This window comes from Maritimimonas sp. 2210JD6-3 (genome assembly GCF_056591795.1).
On record NZ_JBWQOJ010000004.1, the window covers coordinates 105,777 to 129,349 of the forward strand.

Sequence of the window (23,573 nt, forward strand, 5' to 3'; positions counted from 1 at the left end):
AACTTCTGTTTTTCCTGTAGAAAACCTATAATTTATCAAGGTATATATTAGAAAAGTTATAATACATAAAAACACATAGATGTGCCACAATGGAAAAAACAACTCACCTTCAAAGAAGTAGTGAAAAAGATAACTGTGTAGTGCTAAGCTTCCTAGTGTTATTGCAACTAGCTGTAATAAAAATGAAGTTTGTCTCTTTTTAAATTCAGAATTCATGTATCATCTTTTGAAGCTGCAATAATACGTCTTATTACAAAAACAATAGATAAAATGACTGCTGCTAACGATAGCGTAATAGAAAAAGCTTTGTAATCATTAGGATAATACTCGTCAAGCTTTACACCTGTATAAGTACCTATGCCAATAATAACGAGCATTTGAATTACAATACCCGAATAACGAGCATACGCATTAAGCGGTCTTTTCGGTTTCTGGTTTGGTTGCTGTTGCGCGTTGTTCATTTTTGAGGGCTTTTACAGAACCTTTCATATTACAAGAAGCATTGAAAGTAGCCCCAGGTTCTACAGAAAGTTTTCCTAATATTACTTCGCCAGAAATATTAGCCGTAGATTTTAAAGAAAGTAATTGATCAACCGATAAGTTTCCAGAAAATTTCCCTTCAATATCGGCATTGGTGCATTCTATATTACCATCTACAAATCCGGCTTGACCTATAATAACTCTACCATTTGTTTTGATAGTGCCTTGCACTTTACCATCAATTCTAAAATCTCCATCTGATTTTATATCACCTACAAATGATGTGTTTTTGCCAATAATATTTCTCTCTAATGACTGACCGTTTGGTGTTGCTCTTTTTTCAGAAAACATAATTTTAAATTTTTAAGTTTAACTAGTTGTTTGTTGATTTCTCCTTTATGCTTTGTAGGGTATAAAACTATTATTTTTTGTTTTCTTCTTTTTCTTTAGCCTTAATATCGTTTAAAATCTTCATCGCATGTTTGCCTTCTTCAGTATTGGCATAATTAAATGCGACGAAATTTAATGCTTTTTCAAAACTTTCTCTATCATGTAGCTTTAGTTGTAAATACGCTTTTAGTAACTCAAATTTAGGTATAATTGGTAAACCTTCAAATTGTTTAATGGCTTCTTCTGTTTTTTGTAATGCGCGTTCATAATGTTCGTAATCATAATCACAATAAATAACATTATATACTCCTTGAGGAGTTAAGGTCGAATCATCTGAAACGAGCACTTCATTTGGATTTTCAATGATCTGAGCATATCTACTCTCTGGATAATTACTAACGATTTCTTCTTTTAATTTATTGCTTTTTAAAGGGTCTAATTCTTCGTAAATTTTATAGAGTTGATATTTTATGGGTAAGCGCAAGTTTTCTGTTGGACTAAAACTCAATAATGTTTCTAACCTATTAGCTGCTAATTCTTTTTCTTTGAATTGCTCATTGTAAATAAGTCCGAGTTGATAATACGCATCATCACGAGTGGTTTTAATACTATCTATTTTTTCTTTTCGTTGTGGAATACGCTCTAGATAATAACTAATATCATATTGTTTTGATGTATCTGATGTAGTTTGAGAAATGTTACTATTATTTTGTTGATTATTAACTGCAATTGTTTTATCAGACAATCTCCAATTGTCTTCTAGTGCTCTGTTTCCCCATATACGCTTAAATTCCTGTTCTCCAAATCCTGAAGCGCGAGTGTTGTAAAAATAAAAATTAGTGTTTGCACTGTTGTTTGTATTGGTGTTTCCAAATCCTGAAAAATCATCAGAATTAGCAGCGATGGTTTCTAATCTTCTTTTTTCCGCTTCAGCTTCTTCTTTTAGTCTATCAATATGATCTTGAAAATAGCTTCGTTGTTGAGCGGTGTCCATCGCTACGATAGTCAAAATACTATCATTAGATTTGGCAATATTTTCAAATAAAATTACATCATCTAAGCTTCTCCGTTTACGCGCTATTCTTCGAATTCTTTTCGAATTTTCGGTTTCGGTAATTTGCATTACACTATCATAATAGGATCCAGCTAACTTAAAATCGGCATTATCAAAATAGACATTACCTAGTAGTTCATAGGTCAGCTCTTTTTGATAGGGTTTTGCATCTTTTGTTTTTATTGATTTATTAAGTAGTTCGATTCCTTTATCGGTGTTGTTATTTTGTATTTCTACAGAGGCTGTTTGATAATAGAGTTCATCTAAATAAGGCCGATTATCACGATTCTTAATGAGTTTATATAATTTTTTAAGAACGAGTTCTGTACTATCTGAATTCGAATAATTTTTGGCTCTGTCAATTTCAGCATGAATGCGGTAGCGATAGGGTGCTTTTTTAAATTTGATAAGCTTCTCAAAAGCAATATTAGAGGAATCAATATTTTTTTCTTGTCTATGTAATTGCCCCAAAATAAATAGATTTCTAGCTTTTTGTTTTGGATCTACAGAATATAAAACGGCACTATCTAAATGTTTAATTACTAATTTTGTACTGTCTAATGATTGGTATGTCATGGCCATACCCACATGTGCGTCTTCAATAATAGCTAATGGGGCGTTATCGTTTTTTAAAAGAATTTTTAAGGTTTCTAACGCTAACTTTTCATTTTGTAAACGAACCAAGGTTTTTGCTTGCCAAAGCTTAGTTTCGTCACGCATTCGCGGATCACTATACGTGCCTAAAATAAAATTGAAAGCTTCTAATGCAGGAACAAAACGTTGTGAATAATACCGTGCTTTACCCAATAGAAGATAGGCATCGTCTATTTGTTTGTTACGTTCTCGACCACTAATTTCCATAGAGTGTTTTTGAACAGCTTTTATGGCTTTTAGTTCTGCTTTTTCAAAACCTTGTAGCTCCTCTTCTTTGAGTTCTTTCTGTTGCCCAGGAAGCGGTGCAATTTCTATTTTCTTTTCTTCAATTTTTAAGGGTTCTATAGGAAGTATTTCCCAAAAATTGTCATTGTACTCATCATCTATTTGTTGTTTTGCTTGGTCATAGGCCACTTGCCCATTGTATAATACATTGTATTTTGTAGTAATAGCGTGGTAACTACGATTTAAAAAGGCGTCTTTTTTTGTAGAACAAGCAAAAAACGACAGTAGTAAACTGATAAAAATAAAAGCCGACCAAAAACTTTTTTTCAAAATAGAGAGTTATATAATTGTAAACTAAATTCTGTAAGAATTATTGTTATTTGAGTAGGTAAAAGTACAAACTATTTATAAACGATTTTAAGCTTTTTTATAGAGATTGTATTCGAGTTATGTATTTAGTATAGTTTAAGAAGCATTTCTTATGACAATTCAAGTTTTACACAGCAAAATAACTTTCCAACTCTTTAAGAGTTTCAGCAGATGTTTTAATGTCTTTTACAATTTCGCCTTTATCGAGTACAACAATGCGCTCACATACTTCAGTGACATGACTTAAATCATGGCTAGAAACTAATACCGTAACGTTGTTATCTTCTGTTAAAGTTTTTAATAATTTTTTTAGTCTAATTTGTGTTGTTGGATCCAAATTAGCGAAAGGTTCGTCTAAAATCACCACTTCTGGATTGCCTATCATGGCAGCAACGATTCCTGCTTTTTTTTGGTTTCCTTTTGAAAGGTCGCGCAAGTACTTTTTCTTCCCTAATATTTCTCCATTAAAAAATTCATCAAATTGACTTAAAAAAGTATCTATATCGGCAGTATTCATACCACGCAGATCTCCTATGAAATAAAAATATTCTTCGGGAGTCAAATATCCGATAAGAAAAGATTCATCTATAAAAGAGCTGGTAAACGATTTCCATTCTTCGCTTTCATTCACAGTAATTCCATTATTAGTAATTGAGCCTGTAGAAGGTCTAATAAGGTCTAATAAAAGATTGAAATACGTAGTTTTTCCTGCACCATTATTACCTACAAGACCAAAACTTTGTCCTTTAGGGATTTCTAAGGATTCAATACTTAAAACAGTCGTTTCTTTACTGTACTTTTTTGTAATATTTGTGGTTTGTATCATGAGTTATTGTATTACGCTTTTTGTTCAAAAGCACTGATGGTTTCATATTTAGTTTCTAGATATCTTTTTTCAATATAATTGAGTAGATAATTTCTGAAGAGTAAACAGACAATTCCTACAATCGCAAGAGCAGTGACACCAGCATTAAAATCAAACAATTTTGAGAACACAAAGAAAATAAGCATCGGTACGCCCATTATTGGAATTATGATTAAAAATTGTGTAGCGCTCGTACCTTGATAATTTGCAAACCCACTCTTTTCAAGATCAATTCTTTTTCTATTAAAAGATCCCGCATATAGTAAGAATAAGGAGGTAAAACCTATATTAAAAATGGCACCCGCAGCAATCAATAGAAATATTTTGAGACCAAAATAGATATAAGGTATACTTAATAAGAATGAAGCTGCAGTTACGATTACCATTAGATACCATTTTGACTCTAAGAATTTACGGTATCGAATATTTTGACTCATAAGCATAGCGTAGTAGGAACTATCCCAAGCTGGAATAAATTGCCCAAAATTTAAGGCAAAGCCTCCTGTAATAAAAACACTTACAAATACAAGAAAAGCTGTCATTCCTTTATAATTGTCATTTCCGAAAAAGATTAATCCGTATAAAATAAATATGATTGAAATAAAGAATACGGTTCTAGGTCTTTTATTCCTCCATATAAGTCTAATATCGTTTTTAATAAATGGTGCTATATCACCAAAGCGATCTGCCCAAGATAAATCAGCAGTTGAAGCTTCTTTAATTTTTTTAGAAACCGCACCATCTAAATATATCTGATCTTTTAAATTTTTAAAATTGAAGAAATATGCAACTAATGTTAAGGCTATCGGAACAATTGATAGTATCGGATTATCAATAATTAAGTTAAATAGCGTTCCACAAAAGGATGCTACATCATATATGCCGAAATATTGTAATCCTATTAATAGCACTAATAACGAAGCGATACTTATAAAAGCGATATTACTTCTATTAATTAAAAAATTGATAAAATTGTTCGCTAATGTTAGAAATATCATTGCCACTAACCAACCTAAAATACTCGAAGTACTATATCCCTCTCTTATGAACATAATGCTTGTAGGGATAAAAAAGAATAGCGGCATGATATTAAAAAATGATACTGTCGATTTACCTAATACATAATGAATCAGTTTTGTTTTTTTTATCGGTAAAAACAATAAGGGTTTAATATTCATCATCGGTATTTTTTGCAGTAAATACCTAAAAACCAAGTCGCCTAAAAACCAGAAAATTAAAAAGGAATTAAGTTTTTGAAGCGGGTCATCATCGGGAAAAATTTTCTTTAGCAGCGGAACAATTCCGAATCCTAGTAATAAAAAAGTAACTAGAAAATAAAGTGCAAAAAAGATTAATAAGATGTTTAATGCCAGACTTTTTTGCCAATATGAGGAACGGAAATATTGTTTCCACTCTAGTTTTGCAAAGTGTGAAATCATATTGAGTTGTTTTGAGTATATGTATTTAATTATCGTATTTTGTTACACGAGAATTTCAATTCAGCTATGCAAAACACTAAGATAAAGAATTTAAGAGAAGAAATATTATCAGATAATTGGTACACGCTTAGAAAATTGTTTTTTGAGTATCAAAAGAAAAATGGAGTGTGGGAATCTCAAGAGCGAGAAGCTTATGATCGCGGTAATGGAGCAACAATATTGCTATACAACACACAGCAAAAGTCGGTTATTCTTACAAAGCAATTTAGAGCACCCACATATATCAATGGCAATAAAACAGGTATGCTTATAGAGACCTGTGCGGGCTTGTTAGATGATGACAATCCTGAAGATTGTATAAAAAAGGAAACAGAAGAAGAAACGGGTTATCATTTATCTTCTGTAGAAAAAGTTTTTGAATCGTATATGTCACCGGGTTCTGTAACCGAAATATTACATTTTTTTATTGCAGCATATGATGCTTCTATGAAAAAAAGTGAAGGCGGCGGAGCAGATGATGAGCAGGAGGAGATTGAAGTTTTAGAGCTTCATATCGAAGATGCCATGAAAATGGTTCGAACGGGTGAGATCAAAGATGCAAAAACAATTATGTTATTGCAATATGTAAAACTTCAGAAGATTCTTTAATAGAAATTACTATGTACAAACTTTTAGCTTTTCTTAAAATTATCTTCAAAATACTTAACCCATTTACCATCAATTAACGTTTCTCCGTATTCTTGAAAATTACCATTAGTGTCTAATGTGAAAACAAATCGTTTTGTTTTAGAGGGTTTAACAATTAATTTGTTATCAATAAGTTCGGCCTCATATTTTGCTGTACCATTTTTATAAAAAGGATTATAATAATAGACTTTATCGTTTTCATCGTAATAAATAATGGTATGTAATTGTAAAGATTCTGATTTTAGGTCTATTGTTATTATATGACCGTCTAGTGAATAAGAGATTTTTTCGAAAGCCGAAACTTTACTTTTTACTTTTCCATTTTTATAAGAAGTCGATGTCCCAATCCATTCACCAATCAAAAAGCTTAATTTCTTCATTCTTTCTTGACGAATAGACTGCCCGTAAATAATACTTGAAAAAAGAAGTATTGTTATAAAGTAGCTAATTCTCTTTGACGATGCAGAACTTAATAACCTCATACGCTAAAATTAATATTCAAAAATTCCGTGTTCACTTTTAATAGTGAGTTTTCTCTTTTCGGAAGTTTCAACACGACCAACAATTTGCGCATCTACATTAAAACTTTTAGAGATAGTAATGATATCTTCTGCAATTTCTTTCGGTACATACAGTTCCATTCTATGACCACAATTAAAAACCTGATACATTTCTCTCCAATTTGTATTTGATTGCTCTTGTATGAGTTTAAATAGCGGAGGTATCTCAAATAGATTGTCTTTTATAATGTGTAAATCGTCAACAAAATGTAAAATTTTAGTTTGGGCGCCACCACTACAATGAATCATGCCGTGAATCTCTTGACGTGAATACTTTGATAAAATTTTCTTTATGATTGGTGCATAGGTTCTCGTAGGAGAAAGCACTAATTTACCCGCATTTATAGGTGAATTTTCAACAGAATCGGTAAGTTTAGTAGTACCTGAATACACTAATTTTTCTGGGACCGAAGCGTCAAAACTTTCAGGATATTTTGCAGCCAAATACTTATTGAAAACATCATGACGAGCAGAGGTTAATCCGTTACTGCCCATACCACCATTATACTCAGTTTCATACGTTGCCTGACCAAAAGAGGCTAACCCAACAATGACGTCACCATCTTGAATGTTCGCATTGTCAATTACATCACTACGTTTCATACGAGCAGTTACTGTAGAATCTACAATAATAGTTCGTACAAGATCACCAACATCAGCAGTTTCACCACCCGTAGAGTGAATGGTAATACCAAACTTTTTAAGGTCTAATAATAATTCTTCGGTACCATTTATAATGGCTGATAATATTTCGCCTGGGATTAGATTTTTATTTCGTCCAATCGTAGATGATAGTAAGATATTATCGGTTGCACCTACACAAAGCAAATCATCAATGTTCATAATCAATGCATCTTGTGCTATTCCTTTCCATACAGAAAGATCACCAGTTTCTTTCCAATACATGTAGGCCAAAGATGATTTTGTGCCTGCACCATCTGCATGCATCACAATACAATAATCATCATCGTTTGTTAAATGATCGGGTATAATTTTACAAAACGCTTTAGGGAATAATCCTTTATCGATATTTTTTATAGCATTATGAACATCTTCTTTAGCGGCTGAAACGCCGCGAAGTTTGTAACGATTATCAGCAGAATTATCCATATTACTTTATAAGGTAGAGTCTTTTTTTATTATAATCTATAATTGCCTTACTGCGTTCAAGAACATCAGCTCCTAAAATTCCGTTAACAGCTTTTGCTTCTTGTTTTAATAAGGCTGTATTTATGTGCGATAGATCTAGTAGTACTAAATCAATTTTTTTCAATGAAAAACCATTTAGATTAACTTTGTTTTTTCTAGATATCAATGTTTCGATATCATTAGAACCAGCACCTGTTGCTTTATGTTCTGAACTTTCAGTATTTAGACCAAAAAGATCCGCTTCTTCTAATCCTACACACGAATTTGATGCTCCTGTGTCTATGATAAAACGTCCTTTGATACCATTGATTTTGGCCTTTAGCTCAAAGTGATTGGTTTTGGTTTTCTTTAGTTTAACGGCATGATATCCCTGTTTTTCTAGATATTTTTTAAGTGACATAATTTAAATAACAGATTTAAATTGACTTAAAAAACGAACATCATTTTCAAACAGCATTCGAATATCAGGAATTTGGTATAATAACATAGCAATGCGCTCAATACCCATACCAAAAGCATAACCACTATATGTTGAAGAATCTATATTGCAATTTTGCAATACGTTAGGATCTACCATGCCACATCCCATAATTTCTAACCAACCCGTTCCTTTGGTTATTCTATAATCGGTTTCGGTTTTCAACCCCCAATAAATATCTACTTCTGCACTTGGTTCCGTAAAAGGGAAATAAGATGGGCGTAATCGAATCTTAGATTTTCCAAACATTTCTTTTGTAAAATATAATAATGTTTGTTTCAAATCAGCAAACGAAACATCCGTATCAATATATAAACCTTCTACCTGATGAAAAATACAATGTGATCTTGCAGAAATGTCTTCATTTCTAAATACACGCCCAGGAGAAATGGTACGAATTGGTGGAGTGTTGTTTTCCATGTAACGCACCTGTACCGATGAGGTATGTGTGCGTAATAAAATATCAGGATCTTTTTCGATAAAGAAAGTATCCTGCATATCCCTTGCCGGATGATATTCTGGTAGGTTTAAAGCGGTAAAATTATGCCAGTCATCTTCAATTTCTGGTCCTTCAGAAATGGTAAATCCTATTCTTGAAAAAACATCGATTATCTGATTTTTAACTATAGAAATTGGATGTCGAGAACCTAATGCTATAGGAGTTGATGGTCGGGTTAAATCTCCATAAATTCCTTCTTCATTTATAACATTTTCTAATGTTTCTTTTAATAAAGTAACTTTAGCTTCGGCTACGTTTTTAAGCGTGTTTATAGTCTGTCCGAATTCTTTTTTCTGTTCATTCGGAACATTTTTAAACTCAGAAAATAATTCTTTTAAGATTCCTTTTGAGCCTAAATATTTAATTCTAAACGCCTCCACTTCTTTCGTAGAAGTAGCAGTAAACGCTTCAACTTCGCCAATTAATTCTTTAATTTTATCTAACATCTAGAAAATCAAATTTTAGAGTGCAAATTTAAGTTTTTTTGATTAGAAAAAATGAGCTTTTTCGCTTAGATTTGATACGTTAAGAATACTAGACTTCAAACGTTTTCGTTAATCATGAAATAAATATTTTTTTTGAATTGCGATATTACTAATTTAAGTACATTTGCATTCATAATCTTATAAAATCTACTATAAAATAACGTACAGAATTATGGAATCGAAAATAAATGCTTTCATGGACTTGGTTAAAAAACGCAATGGACATGAGCCTGAATTTTTACAAGCAGTACTAGAGGTAGCAGAAACTGTAATCCCTTATATTGTTGAAAATGAGATATATCATGGCAAAAATATTTTGCTTAGAATGGTTGAACCTGAACGGTTAATTTCATTTAGAGTGAGTTGGGTTGATGATAATGGAGAAATTCAAGTAAATAGAGGCTATCGTATTCAGATGAATTCGGCAATAGGTCCTTATAAAGGAGGGCTACGTTTTCATCCCACAGTAAATGCAAGTATTTTAAAGTTCTTAGCATTTGAACAGGTATTTAAAAATTCGTTAACTACACTACCTATGGGTGGTGGTAAAGGGGGGTCAGATTTTGATCCGAAAGGAAAATCTGATAATGAAGTAATGCGCTTTTGCCACGCCTTTATGAGTGAATTATTTAGACATATTGGGCATAACACAGATGTTCCTGCAGGAGATATTGGTGTTGGTGGAAGAGAAATAGGTTTCTTATTTGGTCAATATAAAAAACTAAAAAACTCATTTACTGGTGTGTTGACTGGTAAAGGTGCGACATGGGGAGGCTCTTTAATACGCCCTGAAGCAACAGGTTACGGAGATGTATATTTTGCTGAAAATATGTTGAAGACAAAAGGAGATTCTATTAAAGGGAAAACAATTGTGATCTCTGGCTCTGGAAATGTTGCGCAGTTTGCTTGTGAGAAAGCTACGCAACTTGGTGGAAAAGTAGTTACTATGTCTGATTCTTCGGGATATATTTATGATGAAGATGGTATTGATGCTGAAAAATTAGCATTTATTATGGAGTTAAAAAATGTAAAAAGAGGACGTATTCATGAGTATGCTGATACATATGATTCTGCGACCTTCTTCAAAGGTGAAAAACCTTGGGGCACGAAATGTGATATTGCGTTACCATGTGCCACGCAAAATGAACTAGATGGTGATGCAGCTAAGGCACTAGTTGCCAACGGATGTATTTGTGTAGCCGAAGGTGCAAATATGCCTTCAACACCAGAGGCAATTCATGAATTTCAAAAAGCAAAAATCTTATTTGCACCTGGTAAAGCCTCGAATGCAGGTGGGGTAGCTACTTCTGGTTTAGAAATGAGTCAGAACTCGTTGCGTTTAAGTTGGACTCGTGAAGAGGTTGATGCGCGATTAAAAGATATTATGGAAGATATACATGATTCTTGTGTAAAATATGGTAAGAGAGAAGATGGTTCTGTAGATTACATTAAAGGAGCTAATATTGCAGGATTTGTAAAAGTTGCTGATGCAATGTTAGCGCAAGGAGTTGTTTAATTTTTTGAATTTTTATTCTGAATTCATTTCAGAATCTTAGATAGTAAAAGCACGCTACTGGCGTGCTTTTCTTTTTTTTATTTTTGAATATGCAACTAGAGCCCCCTTTTCGGAAAATTATTCATATAGATATGGATGCATTCTATGCTTCTGTAGAACAATTGGATAATCCTGAGTTAAGAGGAATGCCGTTAGCAGTTGGGGGCGGAGGAAAGCGTGGTGTGATATCGGCTGCCAGTTATGAAGCGCGCAAATTTGGAGTTCGTTCAGCAATGAGCGGCGTATTAGCTCGTAAAAAATGCCCACATTTAACTTTTGTGAGACCACGGTTTAAAAGATATTCAGAAATATCGAAGGAAATTCGTGCTATTTTTTATGAATATACAGATTTAGTGGAACCATTATCACTCGATGAGGCATATTTAGATGTTACTAAGAATAAAAAAGAACACCCTTCTGCAACATTGCTGGCAGAAGAAATTCGAGAGCGTATTTATGAAAAGACCAGATTAAGGGCTTCCGCAGGAATTTCTATTAACAAATTTGTTGCGAAGATAGCTTCAGATATTAATAAACCTAATGGTCAAAAAACGATTCCGCCAGAGGAGGTCATTTCATTTTTAGAAGAATTAGATATTGCTAAATTCTATGGTATTGGTAAAGTAACTGCCTCTAAAATGTATAATTTAGGTATTTTTAAAGGTAAAGATTTAAAAGATAAATCACTTGAGTTTTTGACTGAACATTTTAAAAAATCAGGTAATTATTATTATCATATTGTTCGCGGTATTCATAATAGCAGCGTAAAATCTGACAGAATACGCAAATCAATTGCAGCCGAACGTACTTTTTCAGATAATTTAACTTCAGAAATTTATATGCTTGAAAAGCTTGAAAATATTGCCCAAGAGCTAGAGAATCGACTTAAAAAATCGAAAGTGTCAGGAAAAACCGTAACTTTAAAGATAAAATATAGTGATTTTACAACGCAAACTAGAAGTAAAACTTTACCTTACTTTATAACAGATAGAAGTTTGTTGGTGGCTACCGTAAAAGAATTGCTGTATCAAGAAAGACTTAATAATTCGGTACGATTATTGGGGATTTCTATTACGAACCTTAACACCCAAACCAAAAAAAAAGAAGCGGTGATAGACGTACAACTCACATTTGATTTTTAAAACTTTTGATGATGAAAAAACTATTTTTTATATTAAGCTTAGTAAGCTTCTTGATGTTTAGTTGCGGTACAAAAACAAAGGTGGTTACAACTGAAAATACAACTTCGCAAGAAGAAGAACCACCTGTGCGTGTTGCAAATGATAGTCTTGAATATGAGGTGATTATTATTGATCCTGGTTTTAGTGCTTATCTACAAAGCGCAGCATTACCGATGAATTTCTATTCTCAGAGTTTTTTAGAAACGAGAAATAGATTGTATGTAACAGAATGGAATATAAGAGCACAAAATCCTGCAAGATTTAATCCGCTCATTTATGAAAATCAAATTGACTACCAACCCAATATAGACTATGGATTGGAAGTCAATTATAAGTTATTTTGGTATTTTCAGTTTGCACAGCGTAAATACAATATGCGTCTAGGCAATTTCAGAGTGTATGGACCCAGTGGTGGTGTTACTCCTTCACTTATTAATTAGAACGCAAAACGTTGTGGTCCACCACGACGAATTTCTTCGTTCGTAAATGATTCAAACTTATCAAAATTCTCTCTAAAAGCATTCGATAGCTTGAAAGCCATTGTATAATAGGCTTCATCGTTATTCCATGTGGTTCTAGGGCTTAATACTCCTTTAGGAACTCCTGGGCATTCTCTTGGTTGTGCTACGCCAAATACAGAATGTAAGTGGTATTTTTCATACGAATATTCACCAAGGTCACCATTTAAAGCAGCATTAATCATAGCACGTGTATATTTCAACTTTATGCGCGATCCTACTCCGTAAGGTCCGCCTGACCATCCAGTGTTTACCAACCAAACATTTACACCAGCTTCTTTCATCTTTTTACTTAACATTTCTGCATATACTGCTGGATGCAATGGCATAAAAGGAGCTCCAAAACAAGCAGAGAAAGAGGGCAAAGGTTCATTAACACCTGCTTCAGTACCAGCTACTTTGGCTGTATAACCAGAAATAAAGTGATACGCAGCTTGATTGGGTAATAATTTTGAAATAGGAGGTAAAACCCCAAAAGCATCAGCTGTTAAGAAAAAGATATTTTTTGGATTACCAGCTAATGAAGGCTTTTGTATGTTATTTATATGATGTATAGGATAACTAACTCTTGTGTTTTGTGTGATTGAAGTATCCCCGAAATCTACTTCGTTAGTTCCATTCTTAAAAACGATATTTTCAAGAAGTGCTCCAGATTTTATAGCATTGTAAATATCGGGTTCATTTTCTTGAGAAAGGTTAATTACTTTAGCATAACAACCTCCTTCAAAATTAAAAACGGTATTTTCATTTGTCCAACCATGTTCATCATCACCTATCAATTTTCTATTCGGATCAGCAGATAAAGTTGTTTTTCCAGTGCCAGAAAGACCAAAGAAAATGGCTGTTTCGCCGTTTTCGCCAACATTGGCAGAGCAATGCATGGGTAAGGTGTTTTTATAAACAGGTAATATGAAATTTAATGCAGAGAAAATTCCTTTTTTCATTTCTCCTGTATAACCTGTGCCTCCAATAAGAGCAATCTTTCTACTAAAATCTAAAATGGCAAAATTATGTTGACGTGTCCCATCAATGGCAGCGTCTGCCATAAAGCTTGGAGCATTTACAATAGTCCATTCTGGTTCAAAGTTCTCAAGCTCTTTTTCGGTGGGTCTTAAAAACATATTATACGCAAACAAGTTCGACCAAGGTAACTCATTAATCACACGTATATTGAGACGGTAATTTTCATCTGCACAAGCATAAGCATCACGAACATACAGTTCTTTATTCGAAAGATATTCGGTTACTTTATCATATAACTTTTTAAATTTAGTAGGATTAAAAGGTATATTAATATCTCCCCACCATATTTTATCTTTTGTAATATCGTCTTTAACAATGAATCTATCTTGAGGAGAACGACCCGTAAATTCGCCAGTATTGATGGCCAAAGCACCATTGTCAGCTAATTTTCCGAGATCTTTTTCTAGCGTGATGTTCGTCAAATTTTCTGGAGAGAGATTCCAATGAATAGTGGCATTTTTTATACCATACTGTTCTAAGTTTCCTCCCACAGATTTAGCAATTTTTTCCATGTAGTTGTGTTAATGTAAATAGGGCTCAAAAATAAACATTATTTTAGAACGAAAACGTTTGAGAAGCTATTTTTTACTTATTTTTTTCTGTGTTTTTTGCAAATAAAACTAGCATAAAAATCCATCCTGTAATGAATATCAATCCTCCTATGGGTGTAATAAACCATATTGTTTTAGGGTTAATATCCAAAAGATGTATTGCATAAATTGACCCAGAAAAGAACACTATTCCTAAAAAGAAAATGAGGCTTAAACTATTTTTTGCTTTCAAAGAAAACCCAGAATATGTATTTATAAAAAGTAACACTAGTACATGATATAGTTGATAACGTATCGCAGTTTCAAAACTATTGAGTGCTTCTGTATCTAATTTGTTTTTTAGGGCGTGTGCAGCAAAGGCACCTAGAATAATTGCTATGATGCCAAAAAAACAGGTAATAATTAGGTTTTTTCTCATAAAATAAATACAAAATTAAGTTTTTCTAATAGAAAAGATGTTATTCAATTTTTTATATTTACAAAAACGGTTATAAAGTGAACTATAACAAAAAATTAAAAACAGTTTTAACTTCTACATTTATACATGAAATTCATGTGGCAAAAACGAAACTTGCTTCGCAAGCCATAGAAAGTTTTGTGGTAGGTGAAAATATGAATTCCATTATTGGTACGGCTTTGATTGAAGGGTACAAATTGAATGTCGATATTGCCGATTTCGAGAAGGCGAGAACAATTTTAAGTTTGTATAAAACTTAATAACTTTTATAAAAGTTACTTTATATATTTATTACATTCGTCATTGAAATTTTCAAAATTTGAATGAGAAAAATATTAATTATAGGCGCTGGTAGATCGTCATCTTCGTTAATCAAATATTTACTTGATAAGTCTCAAGAAGAACAACTTTTTGTAACAGTAGCAGATAGAACGCTAGAAGCTGCTGAATCGAGGGTTAATGACCATAAAAATGGTAAGGCCATTACACTTGATATTTATGATGACACTGAGAGAGTATTGGCTATCAAAGATGCAGATATTGTTGTTTCAATGTTGCCTGCTAGCATGCATGTACAAGTAGCTAAAGATTGTATTTTGTACGAAAAGCATATGGTAACTGCATCATATGTTTCAAACGAAATGAAAGCTTTAGACGAAGAGGTGAAATCTAAGGATTTGGTCTTTATGAATGAGATTGGTGTTGATCCTGGCATTGACCATATGAGTGCTATGGAAGCTATAGATAGAATTCGGGATAAGGGTGGGAAAATATTATTGTTTGAGTCATTTACTGGTGGACTGGTTGCGCCTGAAAGCGATGACAATCTATGGAACTATAAGTTTACTTGGAATCCAAGAAATGTGGTTATAGCTGGTCAGGGAGGAGCAGCTAAATTTATTCAAGAAGGTACGTATAAATATATACCGTACCAGAAGTTGTTTAGACGAACAGAATTTTTAACCGTAAATGGTAGTGGAAAATTTGAGGCCTATGCGAATAGAGATTCATTAAAGTATAGAAGTGTATATGGTCTTGATGATGTACCTACGATGTACCGTGGAACTATTCGAAGAATAGGATTTTCTCGTGCCTGGAATGTTTTTGTACAGCTTGGTATGACAGATGATACATATGTTATTGAAGACTCTTCAACTATGAGTTATCGAGATTTCACGAATTTATTCTTAGCCTATAGTCCTAGTGATTCAGTTGAATTAAAGTTACGTTCGTATTTAAAGATTGATCAAGATGATATTATGTGGGATAAATTACTTGAGTTAGATATTTTTAATCCGAATAAAAAAATAGGAATTAAAAATGCTACCCCCGCCCAGATGTTACAAAAGATATTAATGGATAGTTGGACACTCAAAGAAGATGATAAAGATATGATTGTGATGCAACATAAGTTTGGCTATGAATACAAAGGAGAGAAAAAACAGATTGATAGTAGCATGATAGTAATTGGTGATGATCAAACCTACACGGCTATGGCTAAAACTGTAGGCTTACCTGTCGCAATAGCTACGTTAAAAATTTTAAACAAAGAGATTGCCACTCCAGGTGTTCAAATTCCGATTAGTAAAGAGGTGTATGAGCCTATTCTTAAAGAATTAAAAACCTTTGGGATAAAGTTTGTTGAAAAGCAAGTTAAATATTTAGGTTATAATCCGAATAATGTCATTGGTTAAAAAACAAATACTATATGGCTGTATGGGCCTTGGTGGTGATTGGCAAGCTAATTCAATCACTAGTAATGACGTTGTCATTGCTGAAAAAGCCATCGAAGCAGCTCTTGAAATAGGGATTACTTATTTTGACCATGCCGATATATATAAAGCAGGTAGGGCAGAAGAAGTTTTTGGCAAAATATTAAAAAATAAACCTGAACTAAGAGAAAAGATAATTCTACAATCGAAAGCAGGTATTAAGCATCATCAAGGCGTATTAAAATCGAATATTTACGATACAAGTAAAACGTATTTAACGAGTCAGGTTGATGCAATCTTAACGCGTTTACATACAGATTATTTAGATGTTTTTATGGTGCATAGACCAGATCCGTTAATGCACCCTGAAGAATTGGCTGAAACGTTTGCATCTTTAAAAGCAACAGGTAAGGTAAAACAGTTTGGGCTGAGTAATATGTCGAAATCTCAAATTGAGTTAATTCAGCATTATTTAGAGGAACCTTTGGTTGCGAATCAAATACAACTAAGTTTAGGCCATACCTTGGTGTTTGATGCTGGTGTGTTGGTAAATCGAGTTAACAATATTGATTATAATGGTGTTGAAGGATTATTAGAATATGCCAAAATGAGAAATTTAGCCATTCAATGTTGGGGGTCGCTAGATGGCGGACGGTTTACAGGTAATGAGCAGTTAGCTTCTGAAGAAGATAAAAAAACAATTGCCTTTGTATATGAACTCGCTGAGAAACATAATACTACAAAAGAAGCGATAGCTTTGGCTTGGCTCTTAAAAATTCCTGCAACAATTCAACCTATAATTGGTACTAAAAATCCGAAACGAATTTTGGCATGTAAAGATGCTACTTCTATAGAATTAACCAGAAAAGAATGGTATGATTTGTGGATACTATCCTGTGGTAACCGAATACCTTAATTACATTTTTAAATAAAAATCTTGTACCAAATTGATATATTCTTGCGTGTACTTATGACGAGATATTTCAATAACCAATTCTTCTGTTCTTATTTCACTTTCTTGAAATGTGAATGTTAATAAGCTACGTTTAATTTTAGAATTTGGAGTTCCTTTAACACGACAAACTCTTAAAGGATATAGATGCCTCTCTTTGGCAAGTTTTACAAAATTTTCTTCTTCTTTAAAAGGAATGATAACAGAAAAACTTCCTTCATCAGAAAGTAGTTTACTTACAGAATGAATTAATTTTTGAAAAGATAATGATGATGTAAAACGAGCTTTATTACGCGCATCGCTTTCGGTTTCAAACTCATCATTATAAAAAGGAGGATTACTAACAATTAAATCATATTTCTCTTCTATTTCTTCACCAAAATCTTTTAATGAAGCATGGTAACAAAAGAGTCGATCACCCCAAGGGGAGTTTTCAAAATTTTCTACACATTGTTCATGGGCGCCATCATCTACTTCTATAGCATCGATAATTTCAGCATTACTACGTTGTGCCAGTTGTAAGGCAACAATACCTGTCCCGGCTCCAATATCTAAAATTGATAAAGGCTTAGTGTCTAAAGAAGTCCATGCGCCAAGTAGAACACCATCAGTGCCAATTTTCATAGCACATCGATCTTGATAAATTGTAAATTGTTTGAATTTAAATGGTTTTGACATAAACCTTCACATTTTAAAATCCAAATCCCAAGGAATTTAGGATTTATTAATGATAGCAGAAAGAATTTTTCTAAGTTCATCACATTCTGCAAGCAAACTTTCAAATTCCTTCTCAAAATCTAGATTTAAGTCTTTTAATAATTTCAACCAAAGGATAGATTCTTTTGCTTCTTTTCTCGCAATCTTTAATCTAAACTTAAAATCTTTATTTCCTAATTTTTCATTAGCTTCAATATAATTGGCAGCAATTGATCCTGAAGATTTAATCAATTGTTTAGAATCTTCAATATTTGATTGAGTTTTTGGAAGTTTTTTTAGAAATTTTCTACAGCTACTGGCGAATATATAAGTTCTCTCTTCTAAATCATATACTTTTTTTAGTTTCATTTTTTACATGGAATTTGGCATTTTGAAACTTGATAGTTATTTTAGATACATATCGATTAAACCTTCAGGAGTTTCTACGAAAATTGTTTGTTGCGCCCGATCTACTTCTTTAATGAAATCATCAATCATAGGGATCAAAATTTCGATGTTTCCTTTTTTAATTTCGAATAGTGGTTGCGCTGTAGTATCATTTATACCAACAATTTTTCCAACATCACCGTAATTCATATCATGTATGGTAAAGCCAATGACCTCGTGGTAATAGAATTTGTTTCCTTCAAGTTTCGGTAAAAGATTAAGTGGTAGATATACATCATGTTTCAAAATACTTTCTGCGTCACTTTCAGAGTCTATATCTTCAAACTTTACACGTAATTGGTTGCTTTTTTGTAATAAACTTCTTTCAATAAAAAAAGGTAAGAGATTTTTCCCCATATCTATAAATACGGCATCCAGATTAGCATATAATTCTGGTTCATCAGTATCAAGAGCAATCACTATTTCCCCTTTAAAGCTATGCTTTCTGGCAATTTTTCCTAAAAAGAAACAATCGTTTTTTCGCATGAATTTGAAATAAAAAAAACCTGACCGTTTACGATCAGGTTTCAAAAGTATAAAAAGTAATTTTTATTCTTCTTCGTTAGTAGCTTCAGTATCTGTTGCAACTTCTTCAGCAGCATCTTCTACAGCGGGTGTGGCAACAGCTTTACGTGCTTCATTTACTTCTTTTTCAGCTTCTAAAGCTTTTGCTTTAGCATCAGCTTTCGCTTTAGCTAAACCATCGGTTTTTGCATCGATCTTACCAGCTTTTTCTTCTAACCATGCTTGAAATTTAGCTTCAGCTTGGTCTTCAGTTAAAGCTCCTTTAGCAACTCCTCCTGCTAAATGCTTTTTTAATAAAGCACCTTTGTACGACAAAATTGCTTTTGCTGTATCGGTAGGTTGTGCTCCATTTTGTAACCATTGAACAGCACCATCAACATCTAAATCAATAGTTGCAGGGTTTGTATTTGGATTGTAAGTACCTAATTTTTCTAAGAATTTACCATCTCTTTTTACTCTTGAATCTGCAGCAACGATCCAATAAAATGGTTTTCCTTTTTTACCGTGTCTTTGTAATCTTATTTTTACAGGCATAACTTGTTAATTTTTAAGGTTCTCGACCTTGATTATTAAAAATCTCATCATCTCGTGATAAGTGGGCGCAAATATACAATGTTTTTTCAATTTTGCTAACGTATCTTTCATTATTTATTTGATGGAATTTTACAGATATTTGTCATGATAAAAATCAAACAATGAATGTTTTAGGAATCATACCAGCAAGATATGGCTCAACACGACTAGAAGGGAAGCCACTCATAGATTTACACGGTAAACCCATGATACAGCATGTGTATGAACGTGCTAAAAAACTATTAGCGCATGTGGTAGTAGCTACAGATGATGAAAGAATTGTAAAAGCTGTTGAAGCGTTTGGAGGAAATGTAGTAATGACATCTTCAAATCATAATACAGGAACCAATCGTTGTTTAGAGGCGTATCGTGTGTATTCAAAACAAAAAAGCATTGATTTTGATGTGGTTATCAATATTCAGGGAGATGAACCATTGTTAGATACAGAACAACTGCGCTTAATAATATCTTGCTTTTATGAAGCTGAAACTGAAATGGCAACTTTGGTCATTCCGGTAAAAGAAAATGAATCTTTAGATTCTGGGGTTTTTGTGGTGATAGACCGTTTTAAAAACGCTCTGTATTTTAGCCGTTCTGTTATTCCTTTTATTAGAGACGCAGATGTGTCAGAATGGACAAAAAAACATACATTTTATAAACATATTGGTATGTATGGTTTTAAACCTAAGGGTTTAAATGAATTTGCCAGTTTGCAACAAACCTCACTAGAATTAGCAGAATCTCTTGAACAAAATAGATGGCTAGAAAACGGAAAAAACATCAAAGTTGAAATTACAGAAACTCAAACCATTGGTGTTGATACTCAAGAGGATGTTGAGAAGGTGAGAAAAATACTTTCTAGTAAATAGACTTAGTATTGATATGAAAAAAATAATAGCTGCAAGCACGTCAACTCTTCATGGAAGTGGTTATTTAGAATATTTACTGCCAACACTCAAAGGTTTCTTTTCAGAAGTTGAAACAATTTTGTTTATTCCATATGCTCGTGCTGGTGGAAAGACCTATGACGAATATACTTTATTAGCTAGACAAGCATTTCATAAAATCAACAAAAAAATTATTGGTATTCATGAGTTTGGTAATCCTAAAAAGGCTGTTCAAGAAGCTTGTGCAATTTTTGTTGGGGGAGGAAATACATTTGAACTCATAAATCAAATTTACAAAAATGATATTTTTCTAGATTTAAAAGAAGTTGTAGAAAATGGAATACCCTATCTAGGAACGAGTGCAGGAAGTAATATTTGCGGTGTCACCATGATGAATACAAATGATATGCCTATTGTTTATCCTCCAAGTTTTAATGCTCTTGGGTTTATGCCTTTTAATTTAAATGTACATTACTTAGATCCCGATAAAAATTCAAAGCACATGGGTGAAACAAGAGAAACTCGAATTAAAGAGTTTCATGTCTTTAATAATACGCCTGTTTTAGGATTACGAGAAGGTAGCTGGCTTGAGGTTTTAGATGATGATATAATTTTAAGAGGCACACTACCTGCCAAGTGGTTTAGTAAAAACGGCAAATCGATTGAAATTAATTGTGATAAAAAGGTAAACGTTTAATCTTATTCAATAATTAATTTTTTGGCTGACTCCCTATTTTCACCAGATACTTTTACAGTATAGGTTTCTTTCGGCAAATAGTACTTTCCATTTTGTGCTTTCTTAGATTTTAATCCTTTTTTCTCTAATACTTTGATATTTTTTTCATTTATAGACAAGTCGTATGAAAAATAATTATAGCCTTTGTCTGCATGTATAGGAAATGAATTTATAGGTGTATTATCCTTGTTGACAATTGTCACTGTATAGTTCCCTGAAGTTGCTGTATAAAAAGAAATCGTGGTTTTTGGCACGAAAGGTTCTAGCCATTTACTCCATGAACTTCCCCAGCTGGCATTAAATTTTTGTTCGTCTAAATCAAAAATAGTAATAGGTTTTTCTTTGATGCTATTATACTGTTGTAAACCTGCAATGTCTGCTTTATAGATTGAACGCCCATGCGTACCTAATAATAGATCTTTAGCTTCTTTTTGAATAACAAGATCATGCACAGCCACTTTTGGAAACCCTTTTGTAAAAGGCTGCCAATTTTTTCCTTGATCAAAAGAAACATAAGCGGCATTATCAGTTCCTAAATACAAAATATTAGCATCAGATGGGTCTTCTTTAATAACATTCACGGGAGAGTTAGGCAAATTACTATGTATGTTTTTCCATGTTGTACCATAATCATCACTTACAAAAACATACGGTTTAAAGTTATCATCCCGATATCCGTTAAGGGTAACATATACTCTGTCTTTTTCATGTGCTGATGCAATTACTCTTGAAACCCAAAGCCTTTGAGGTAAATTGTCTGAGATACGTTTCCAGGTAGCACCGCCATCTTTAGTAAGATTTACGTAACCGTCGTCACTACCCACATAGATGAGTCCGAATTGGAAAGGGCTTTCAGAAATAGTAGTCAATGTTCCGTAAGGTACATTTCCTTTTTTACCGCCAGTTGTTAAATCGTCTGAAATGGCTTTGAAATCTTTTCCTTGATTCATAGAGCGCAATAATTTATTGGCACCCATATATAAAATATCTTGATTGTGAGGAGAAAGTAGAATAGGAGTTTGCCAGTTATAGCGATATGGAGATTCACCAAGTTCGTGTTTTGGATTAATCGTTAATCGCTCTTTAGTCTTTAAATTAATTCTATAATAATTTCCAAACTGTAACCCAGTATAAATTAAGTTATGATCTCTAGTATCAATTTGAACTTGCATACCGTCACCGCCACCAATCATTTGATATGGATAGATACCAGAACTTTCCCAACGTTTTGAGGGTTTATAAGAACTGGGGCCAAACCAAACGCCATTATCTTGTAAACCACCATATACGTTATAGGGCTTTTGATTATCTACGTTTATTGCATAAAATTGTCCTACTGAAGTACTGTTGTTTTTAGACCAGTTTTTTCCATCATTATAAGTAATATTAATACCTCCATCATTACCATTAACAATATGTCCGTCTAATTTCGGATCTACCCATATTGCCTGATGGTCGGCATGTACATTTTCTTTACTTATGGATGTAAATGTTTTACCACCATCCTTAGATTTTAATAAAGGCACACCGCCAATATATACTTTATTCTCATCTGAAGTGTTCACCGCTATGGTTCCGAAGTAATATCCATAAGAAAAGTAAACTCCATCTAAATTTTCTTTATGTGTTTTGTTCCACGTTTTTCCTCCGTCTGAAGTTTTATAAAGCTCAGCACCTATTACTGGTGTATCAAATAATAAAGCGTTGGCATCTTCTAAATAGGTAGTTAGATCAGAAGGCTTCACTTTATTGTTTTTGACTAATAATTTTACCTTTTTTGCAGTATATTTTTTATCGAATCGATTTGTTTTTAGGAAATCATTAAGTTTTTTATCATCTAATTTTAAGAAATCGGAGTTGTTCATAGTTTTAAAATCCTCTTTCTTCAAACCTTCTTTTTTCTTCTTTTCTTTTTTCTCTTGACGGAATTGATTGTCAAGAAACGCATATACCGTATCATCATTATAAACAGCTAGACCAATACGGCCTACGCCATCACCATTAGGGAAACCATTGTTATTTGATATCGGTGACCAGGTTGATCCTCCATCGATACTTTTATAAATTGCAGAACTTTTACCACTTCCTTTAAAATTCCATGCTTTACGTTCACGTTCCCACGACGCAGCATATAAGATGTCTGGATTTGTAGGTGAAGCTTCTAAATCTATAAAACCAGTATCATCGTTTATAAAAAGTGTTTTATTCCAAGTTTTACCCCCATCGGTTGTTTTAAAAACTCCTCTTTCAGCGCTAGGTTTATAGAGGTTTCCAACTACTGCTACCACCACAACGTCTGGATTTTTTGGATTCATTACAATGCTACCTATGTGTTGTGAATCTTTTAAGCCTGTATGTATCCAAGTTTTTCCCTTATCGGTACTTTTTAGAACGCCAATTCCCGCATAAGAAGAACGCGAAGAATT

25 protein-coding genes are annotated in these 23,573 nt (G+C 33.0%); 9 read left to right on the forward strand and 16 right to left on the reverse strand.

Annotated elements, in window-relative coordinates:
• Positions 1 to 212 precede the first annotated feature (212 nt).
• The 5 genes from AC1EUY_RS03630 to AC1EUY_RS03650 all read right to left on the reverse strand — a co-directional run bounded on the left by AC1EUY_RS03630 (position 213) and on the right by AC1EUY_RS03650 (position 5,476).
• Positions 213 to 461 carry an AtpZ/AtpI family protein gene (locus AC1EUY_RS03630; RefSeq protein WP_480194137.1) on the reverse strand — a complete coding sequence of 83 codons (249 nt, stop codon included), beginning with the start codon at positions 459 to 461 and terminating at the stop codon, positions 213 to 215.
• Positions 412 to 831: a bactofilin family protein gene (locus AC1EUY_RS03635; protein ID WP_480194138.1), complete on the reverse strand. Its 420-nt coding sequence runs from the start codon at positions 829 to 831 to the stop codon at positions 412 to 414. Before AC1EUY_RS03635 ends, AC1EUY_RS03630 begins: the two co-directional genes overlap by 50 nt.
• Before the next feature lie 70 nt (positions 832 to 901).
• Positions 902 to 3,133: a type IX secretion system periplasmic lipoprotein PorW/SprE gene (gene porW, locus AC1EUY_RS03640; protein WP_480194139.1), complete on the reverse strand. Its 2,232-nt coding sequence runs from the start codon at positions 3,131 to 3,133 to the stop codon at positions 902 to 904.
• A gap of 166 nt (positions 3,134 to 3,299) precedes the next feature.
• A complete protein-coding gene (locus tag AC1EUY_RS03645; RefSeq protein ID WP_480194140.1) occupies positions 3,300 to 3,998 on the reverse strand; it encodes an ABC transporter ATP-binding protein in 699 nt (232 codons plus the stop codon).
• A gap of 11 nt (positions 3,999 to 4,009) precedes the next feature.
• The gene (locus AC1EUY_RS03650) at positions 4,010 to 5,476 is read right to left on the reverse strand and encodes a DUF5687 family protein (RefSeq protein WP_480194141.1); all 1,467 of its coding nucleotides are present in this window, start codon (positions 5,474 to 5,476) and stop codon (positions 4,010 to 4,012) included.
• Between the two features lie 66 nt (positions 5,477 to 5,542).
• On the opposite strand from AC1EUY_RS03650, the gene nudK reads away from it, so the two are divergent.
• Positions 5,543 to 6,124, forward strand: a complete 582-nt coding sequence (nudK, locus tag AC1EUY_RS03655) for a GDP-mannose pyrophosphatase NudK (RefSeq protein WP_480194142.1) — start codon at positions 5,543 to 5,545, stop codon at positions 6,122 to 6,124.
• A gap of 23 nt (positions 6,125 to 6,147) precedes the next feature.
• On the opposite strand, the gene AC1EUY_RS03660 is transcribed toward nudK, so the two are convergent.
• The 4 genes from AC1EUY_RS03660 to pheS are packed head-to-tail and all read right to left on the reverse strand — an operon-like array spanning position 6,148 to position 9,295.
• A complete protein-coding gene (locus AC1EUY_RS03660; protein ID WP_480194143.1) occupies positions 6,148 to 6,645 on the reverse strand; it encodes a hypothetical protein in 498 nt (165 codons plus the stop codon).
• A 9-nt stretch (positions 6,646 to 6,654) separates the two neighbouring features.
• Positions 6,655 to 7,833: an AIR synthase related protein gene (locus AC1EUY_RS03665; RefSeq protein ID WP_480194144.1), complete on the reverse strand. Its 1,179-nt coding sequence runs from the start codon at positions 7,831 to 7,833 to the stop codon at positions 6,655 to 6,657.
• Between the two features lies 1 nt (position 7,834).
• Positions 7,835 to 8,272 (reverse strand): retropepsin-like aspartic protease family protein, encoded by a 438-nt coding sequence (locus AC1EUY_RS03670; protein WP_480194145.1) that lies wholly within the window; start codon positions 8,270 to 8,272, stop codon positions 7,835 to 7,837.
• Positions 8,273 to 8,275: 3 nt separating this feature from the next.
• A complete protein-coding gene (gene pheS / locus AC1EUY_RS03675) occupies positions 8,276 to 9,295 on the reverse strand; it encodes a phenylalanine--tRNA ligase subunit alpha (protein ID WP_480194146.1) in 1,020 nt (339 codons plus the stop codon).
• Positions 9,296 to 9,506: 211 nt separating this feature from the next.
• Here pheS and gdhA point away from each other — a divergent pair, with 211 nt between their 5' ends.
• The 3 genes from gdhA (at position 9,507) to AC1EUY_RS03690 (ending at position 12,510) form a co-directional block, all read left to right on the forward strand.
• Positions 9,507 to 10,850 carry an NADP-specific glutamate dehydrogenase gene (gdhA, locus tag AC1EUY_RS03680; protein WP_480194147.1) on the forward strand — a complete coding sequence of 448 codons (1,344 nt, stop codon included), beginning with the start codon at positions 9,507 to 9,509 and terminating at the stop codon, positions 10,848 to 10,850.
• 89 nt (positions 10,851 to 10,939) lie between these two features.
• A complete protein-coding gene (dinB, locus tag AC1EUY_RS03685) occupies positions 10,940 to 12,031 on the forward strand; it encodes a DNA polymerase IV (RefSeq protein WP_480194148.1) in 1,092 nt (363 codons plus the stop codon).
• An 11-nt stretch (positions 12,032 to 12,042) separates the two neighbouring features.
• Positions 12,043 to 12,510: a DUF6146 family protein gene (locus AC1EUY_RS03690; RefSeq protein ID WP_480194149.1), complete on the forward strand. Its 468-nt coding sequence runs from the start codon at positions 12,043 to 12,045 to the stop codon at positions 12,508 to 12,510.
• Here the strand turns inward: AC1EUY_RS03690 and pckA are convergent.
• Both pckA and AC1EUY_RS03700 read right to left on the reverse strand, forming a co-directional pair.
• Entirely contained in the window at positions 12,507 to 14,123 is a 1,617-nt protein-coding gene (gene pckA, locus AC1EUY_RS03695) for a phosphoenolpyruvate carboxykinase (ATP) (RefSeq protein WP_480194150.1), read from the reverse strand. The two genes, AC1EUY_RS03690 and pckA, sit on opposite strands and share 4 nt — an antisense overlap.
• Positions 14,124 to 14,196: 73 nt before the next feature.
• Positions 14,197 to 14,580, reverse strand: a complete 384-nt coding sequence (locus tag AC1EUY_RS03700; RefSeq protein ID WP_480194151.1) for a DUF423 domain-containing protein — start codon at positions 14,578 to 14,580, stop codon at positions 14,197 to 14,199.
• A 77-nt stretch (positions 14,581 to 14,657) separates the two neighbouring features.
• Here AC1EUY_RS03700 and AC1EUY_RS03705 point away from each other — a divergent pair, with 77 nt between their 5' ends.
• The 3 genes from AC1EUY_RS03705 (at position 14,658) to AC1EUY_RS03715 (ending at position 17,247) form a co-directional block, all read left to right on the forward strand.
• Entirely contained in the window at positions 14,658 to 14,879 is a 222-nt protein-coding gene (locus AC1EUY_RS03705) for a putative signal transducing protein (RefSeq protein WP_480194152.1), read from the forward strand.
• 63 nt (positions 14,880 to 14,942) lie between these two features.
• Positions 14,943 to 16,313 carry a saccharopine dehydrogenase family protein gene (locus AC1EUY_RS03710; RefSeq protein WP_480194153.1) on the forward strand — a complete coding sequence of 457 codons (1,371 nt, stop codon included), beginning with the start codon at positions 14,943 to 14,945 and terminating at the stop codon, positions 16,311 to 16,313.
• The gene (locus AC1EUY_RS03715; RefSeq protein WP_480194154.1) at positions 16,300 to 17,247 is read left to right on the forward strand and encodes an aldo/keto reductase; all 948 of its coding nucleotides are present in this window, start codon (positions 16,300 to 16,302) and stop codon (positions 17,245 to 17,247) included. Before AC1EUY_RS03710 ends, AC1EUY_RS03715 begins: the two co-directional genes overlap by 14 nt.
• On the opposite strand, the gene AC1EUY_RS03720 is transcribed toward AC1EUY_RS03715, so the two are convergent.
• The 4 genes from AC1EUY_RS03720 to AC1EUY_RS03735 all read right to left on the reverse strand — a co-directional run bounded on the left by AC1EUY_RS03720 (position 17,248) and on the right by AC1EUY_RS03735 (position 19,485).
• The gene (locus AC1EUY_RS03720) at positions 17,248 to 17,961 is read right to left on the reverse strand and encodes a tRNA1(Val) (adenine(37)-N6)-methyltransferase (protein ID WP_480194155.1); all 714 of its coding nucleotides are present in this window, start codon (positions 17,959 to 17,961) and stop codon (positions 17,248 to 17,250) included.
• Between the two features lie 36 nt (positions 17,962 to 17,997).
• Positions 17,998 to 18,348, reverse strand: coding sequence for a four helix bundle protein (locus AC1EUY_RS03725; protein WP_480194156.1), 351 nt, complete (start codon positions 18,346 to 18,348; stop codon positions 17,998 to 18,000).
• A 36-nt stretch (positions 18,349 to 18,384) separates the two neighbouring features.
• Positions 18,385 to 18,912 (reverse strand): ribosome maturation factor RimM, encoded by a 528-nt coding sequence (gene rimM, locus AC1EUY_RS03730; RefSeq protein WP_480194157.1) that lies wholly within the window; start codon positions 18,910 to 18,912, stop codon positions 18,385 to 18,387.
• Between the two features lie 63 nt (positions 18,913 to 18,975).
• A complete protein-coding gene (locus tag AC1EUY_RS03735) occupies positions 18,976 to 19,485 on the reverse strand; it encodes a 30S ribosomal protein S16 (RefSeq protein WP_480194158.1) in 510 nt (169 codons plus the stop codon).
• 161 nt (positions 19,486 to 19,646) lie between these two features.
• On the opposite strand from AC1EUY_RS03735, the gene kdsB reads away from it, so the two are divergent.
• Positions 19,647 to 20,393: a 3-deoxy-manno-octulosonate cytidylyltransferase gene (gene kdsB / locus AC1EUY_RS03740; RefSeq protein WP_480194159.1), complete on the forward strand. Its 747-nt coding sequence runs from the start codon at positions 19,647 to 19,649 to the stop codon at positions 20,391 to 20,393.
• Positions 20,394 to 20,406: 13 nt separating this feature from the next.
• Complete coding sequence (gene pepE, locus AC1EUY_RS03745; RefSeq protein WP_480194160.1) at positions 20,407 to 21,108, forward strand: dipeptidase PepE; 702 nt, start codon at positions 20,407 to 20,409, stop codon at positions 21,106 to 21,108.
• Positions 21,109 to 21,110: 2 nt separating this feature from the next.
• On the opposite strand, the gene AC1EUY_RS03750 is transcribed toward pepE, so the two are convergent.
• Positions 21,111 to 23,546 carry a VPS10 domain-containing protein gene (locus tag AC1EUY_RS03750; RefSeq protein ID WP_480194167.1) on the reverse strand — a complete coding sequence of 812 codons (2,436 nt, stop codon included), beginning with the start codon at positions 23,544 to 23,546 and terminating at the stop codon, positions 21,111 to 21,113.
• Between the last annotated feature and the right edge of the window lie 27 nt (positions 23,547 to 23,573).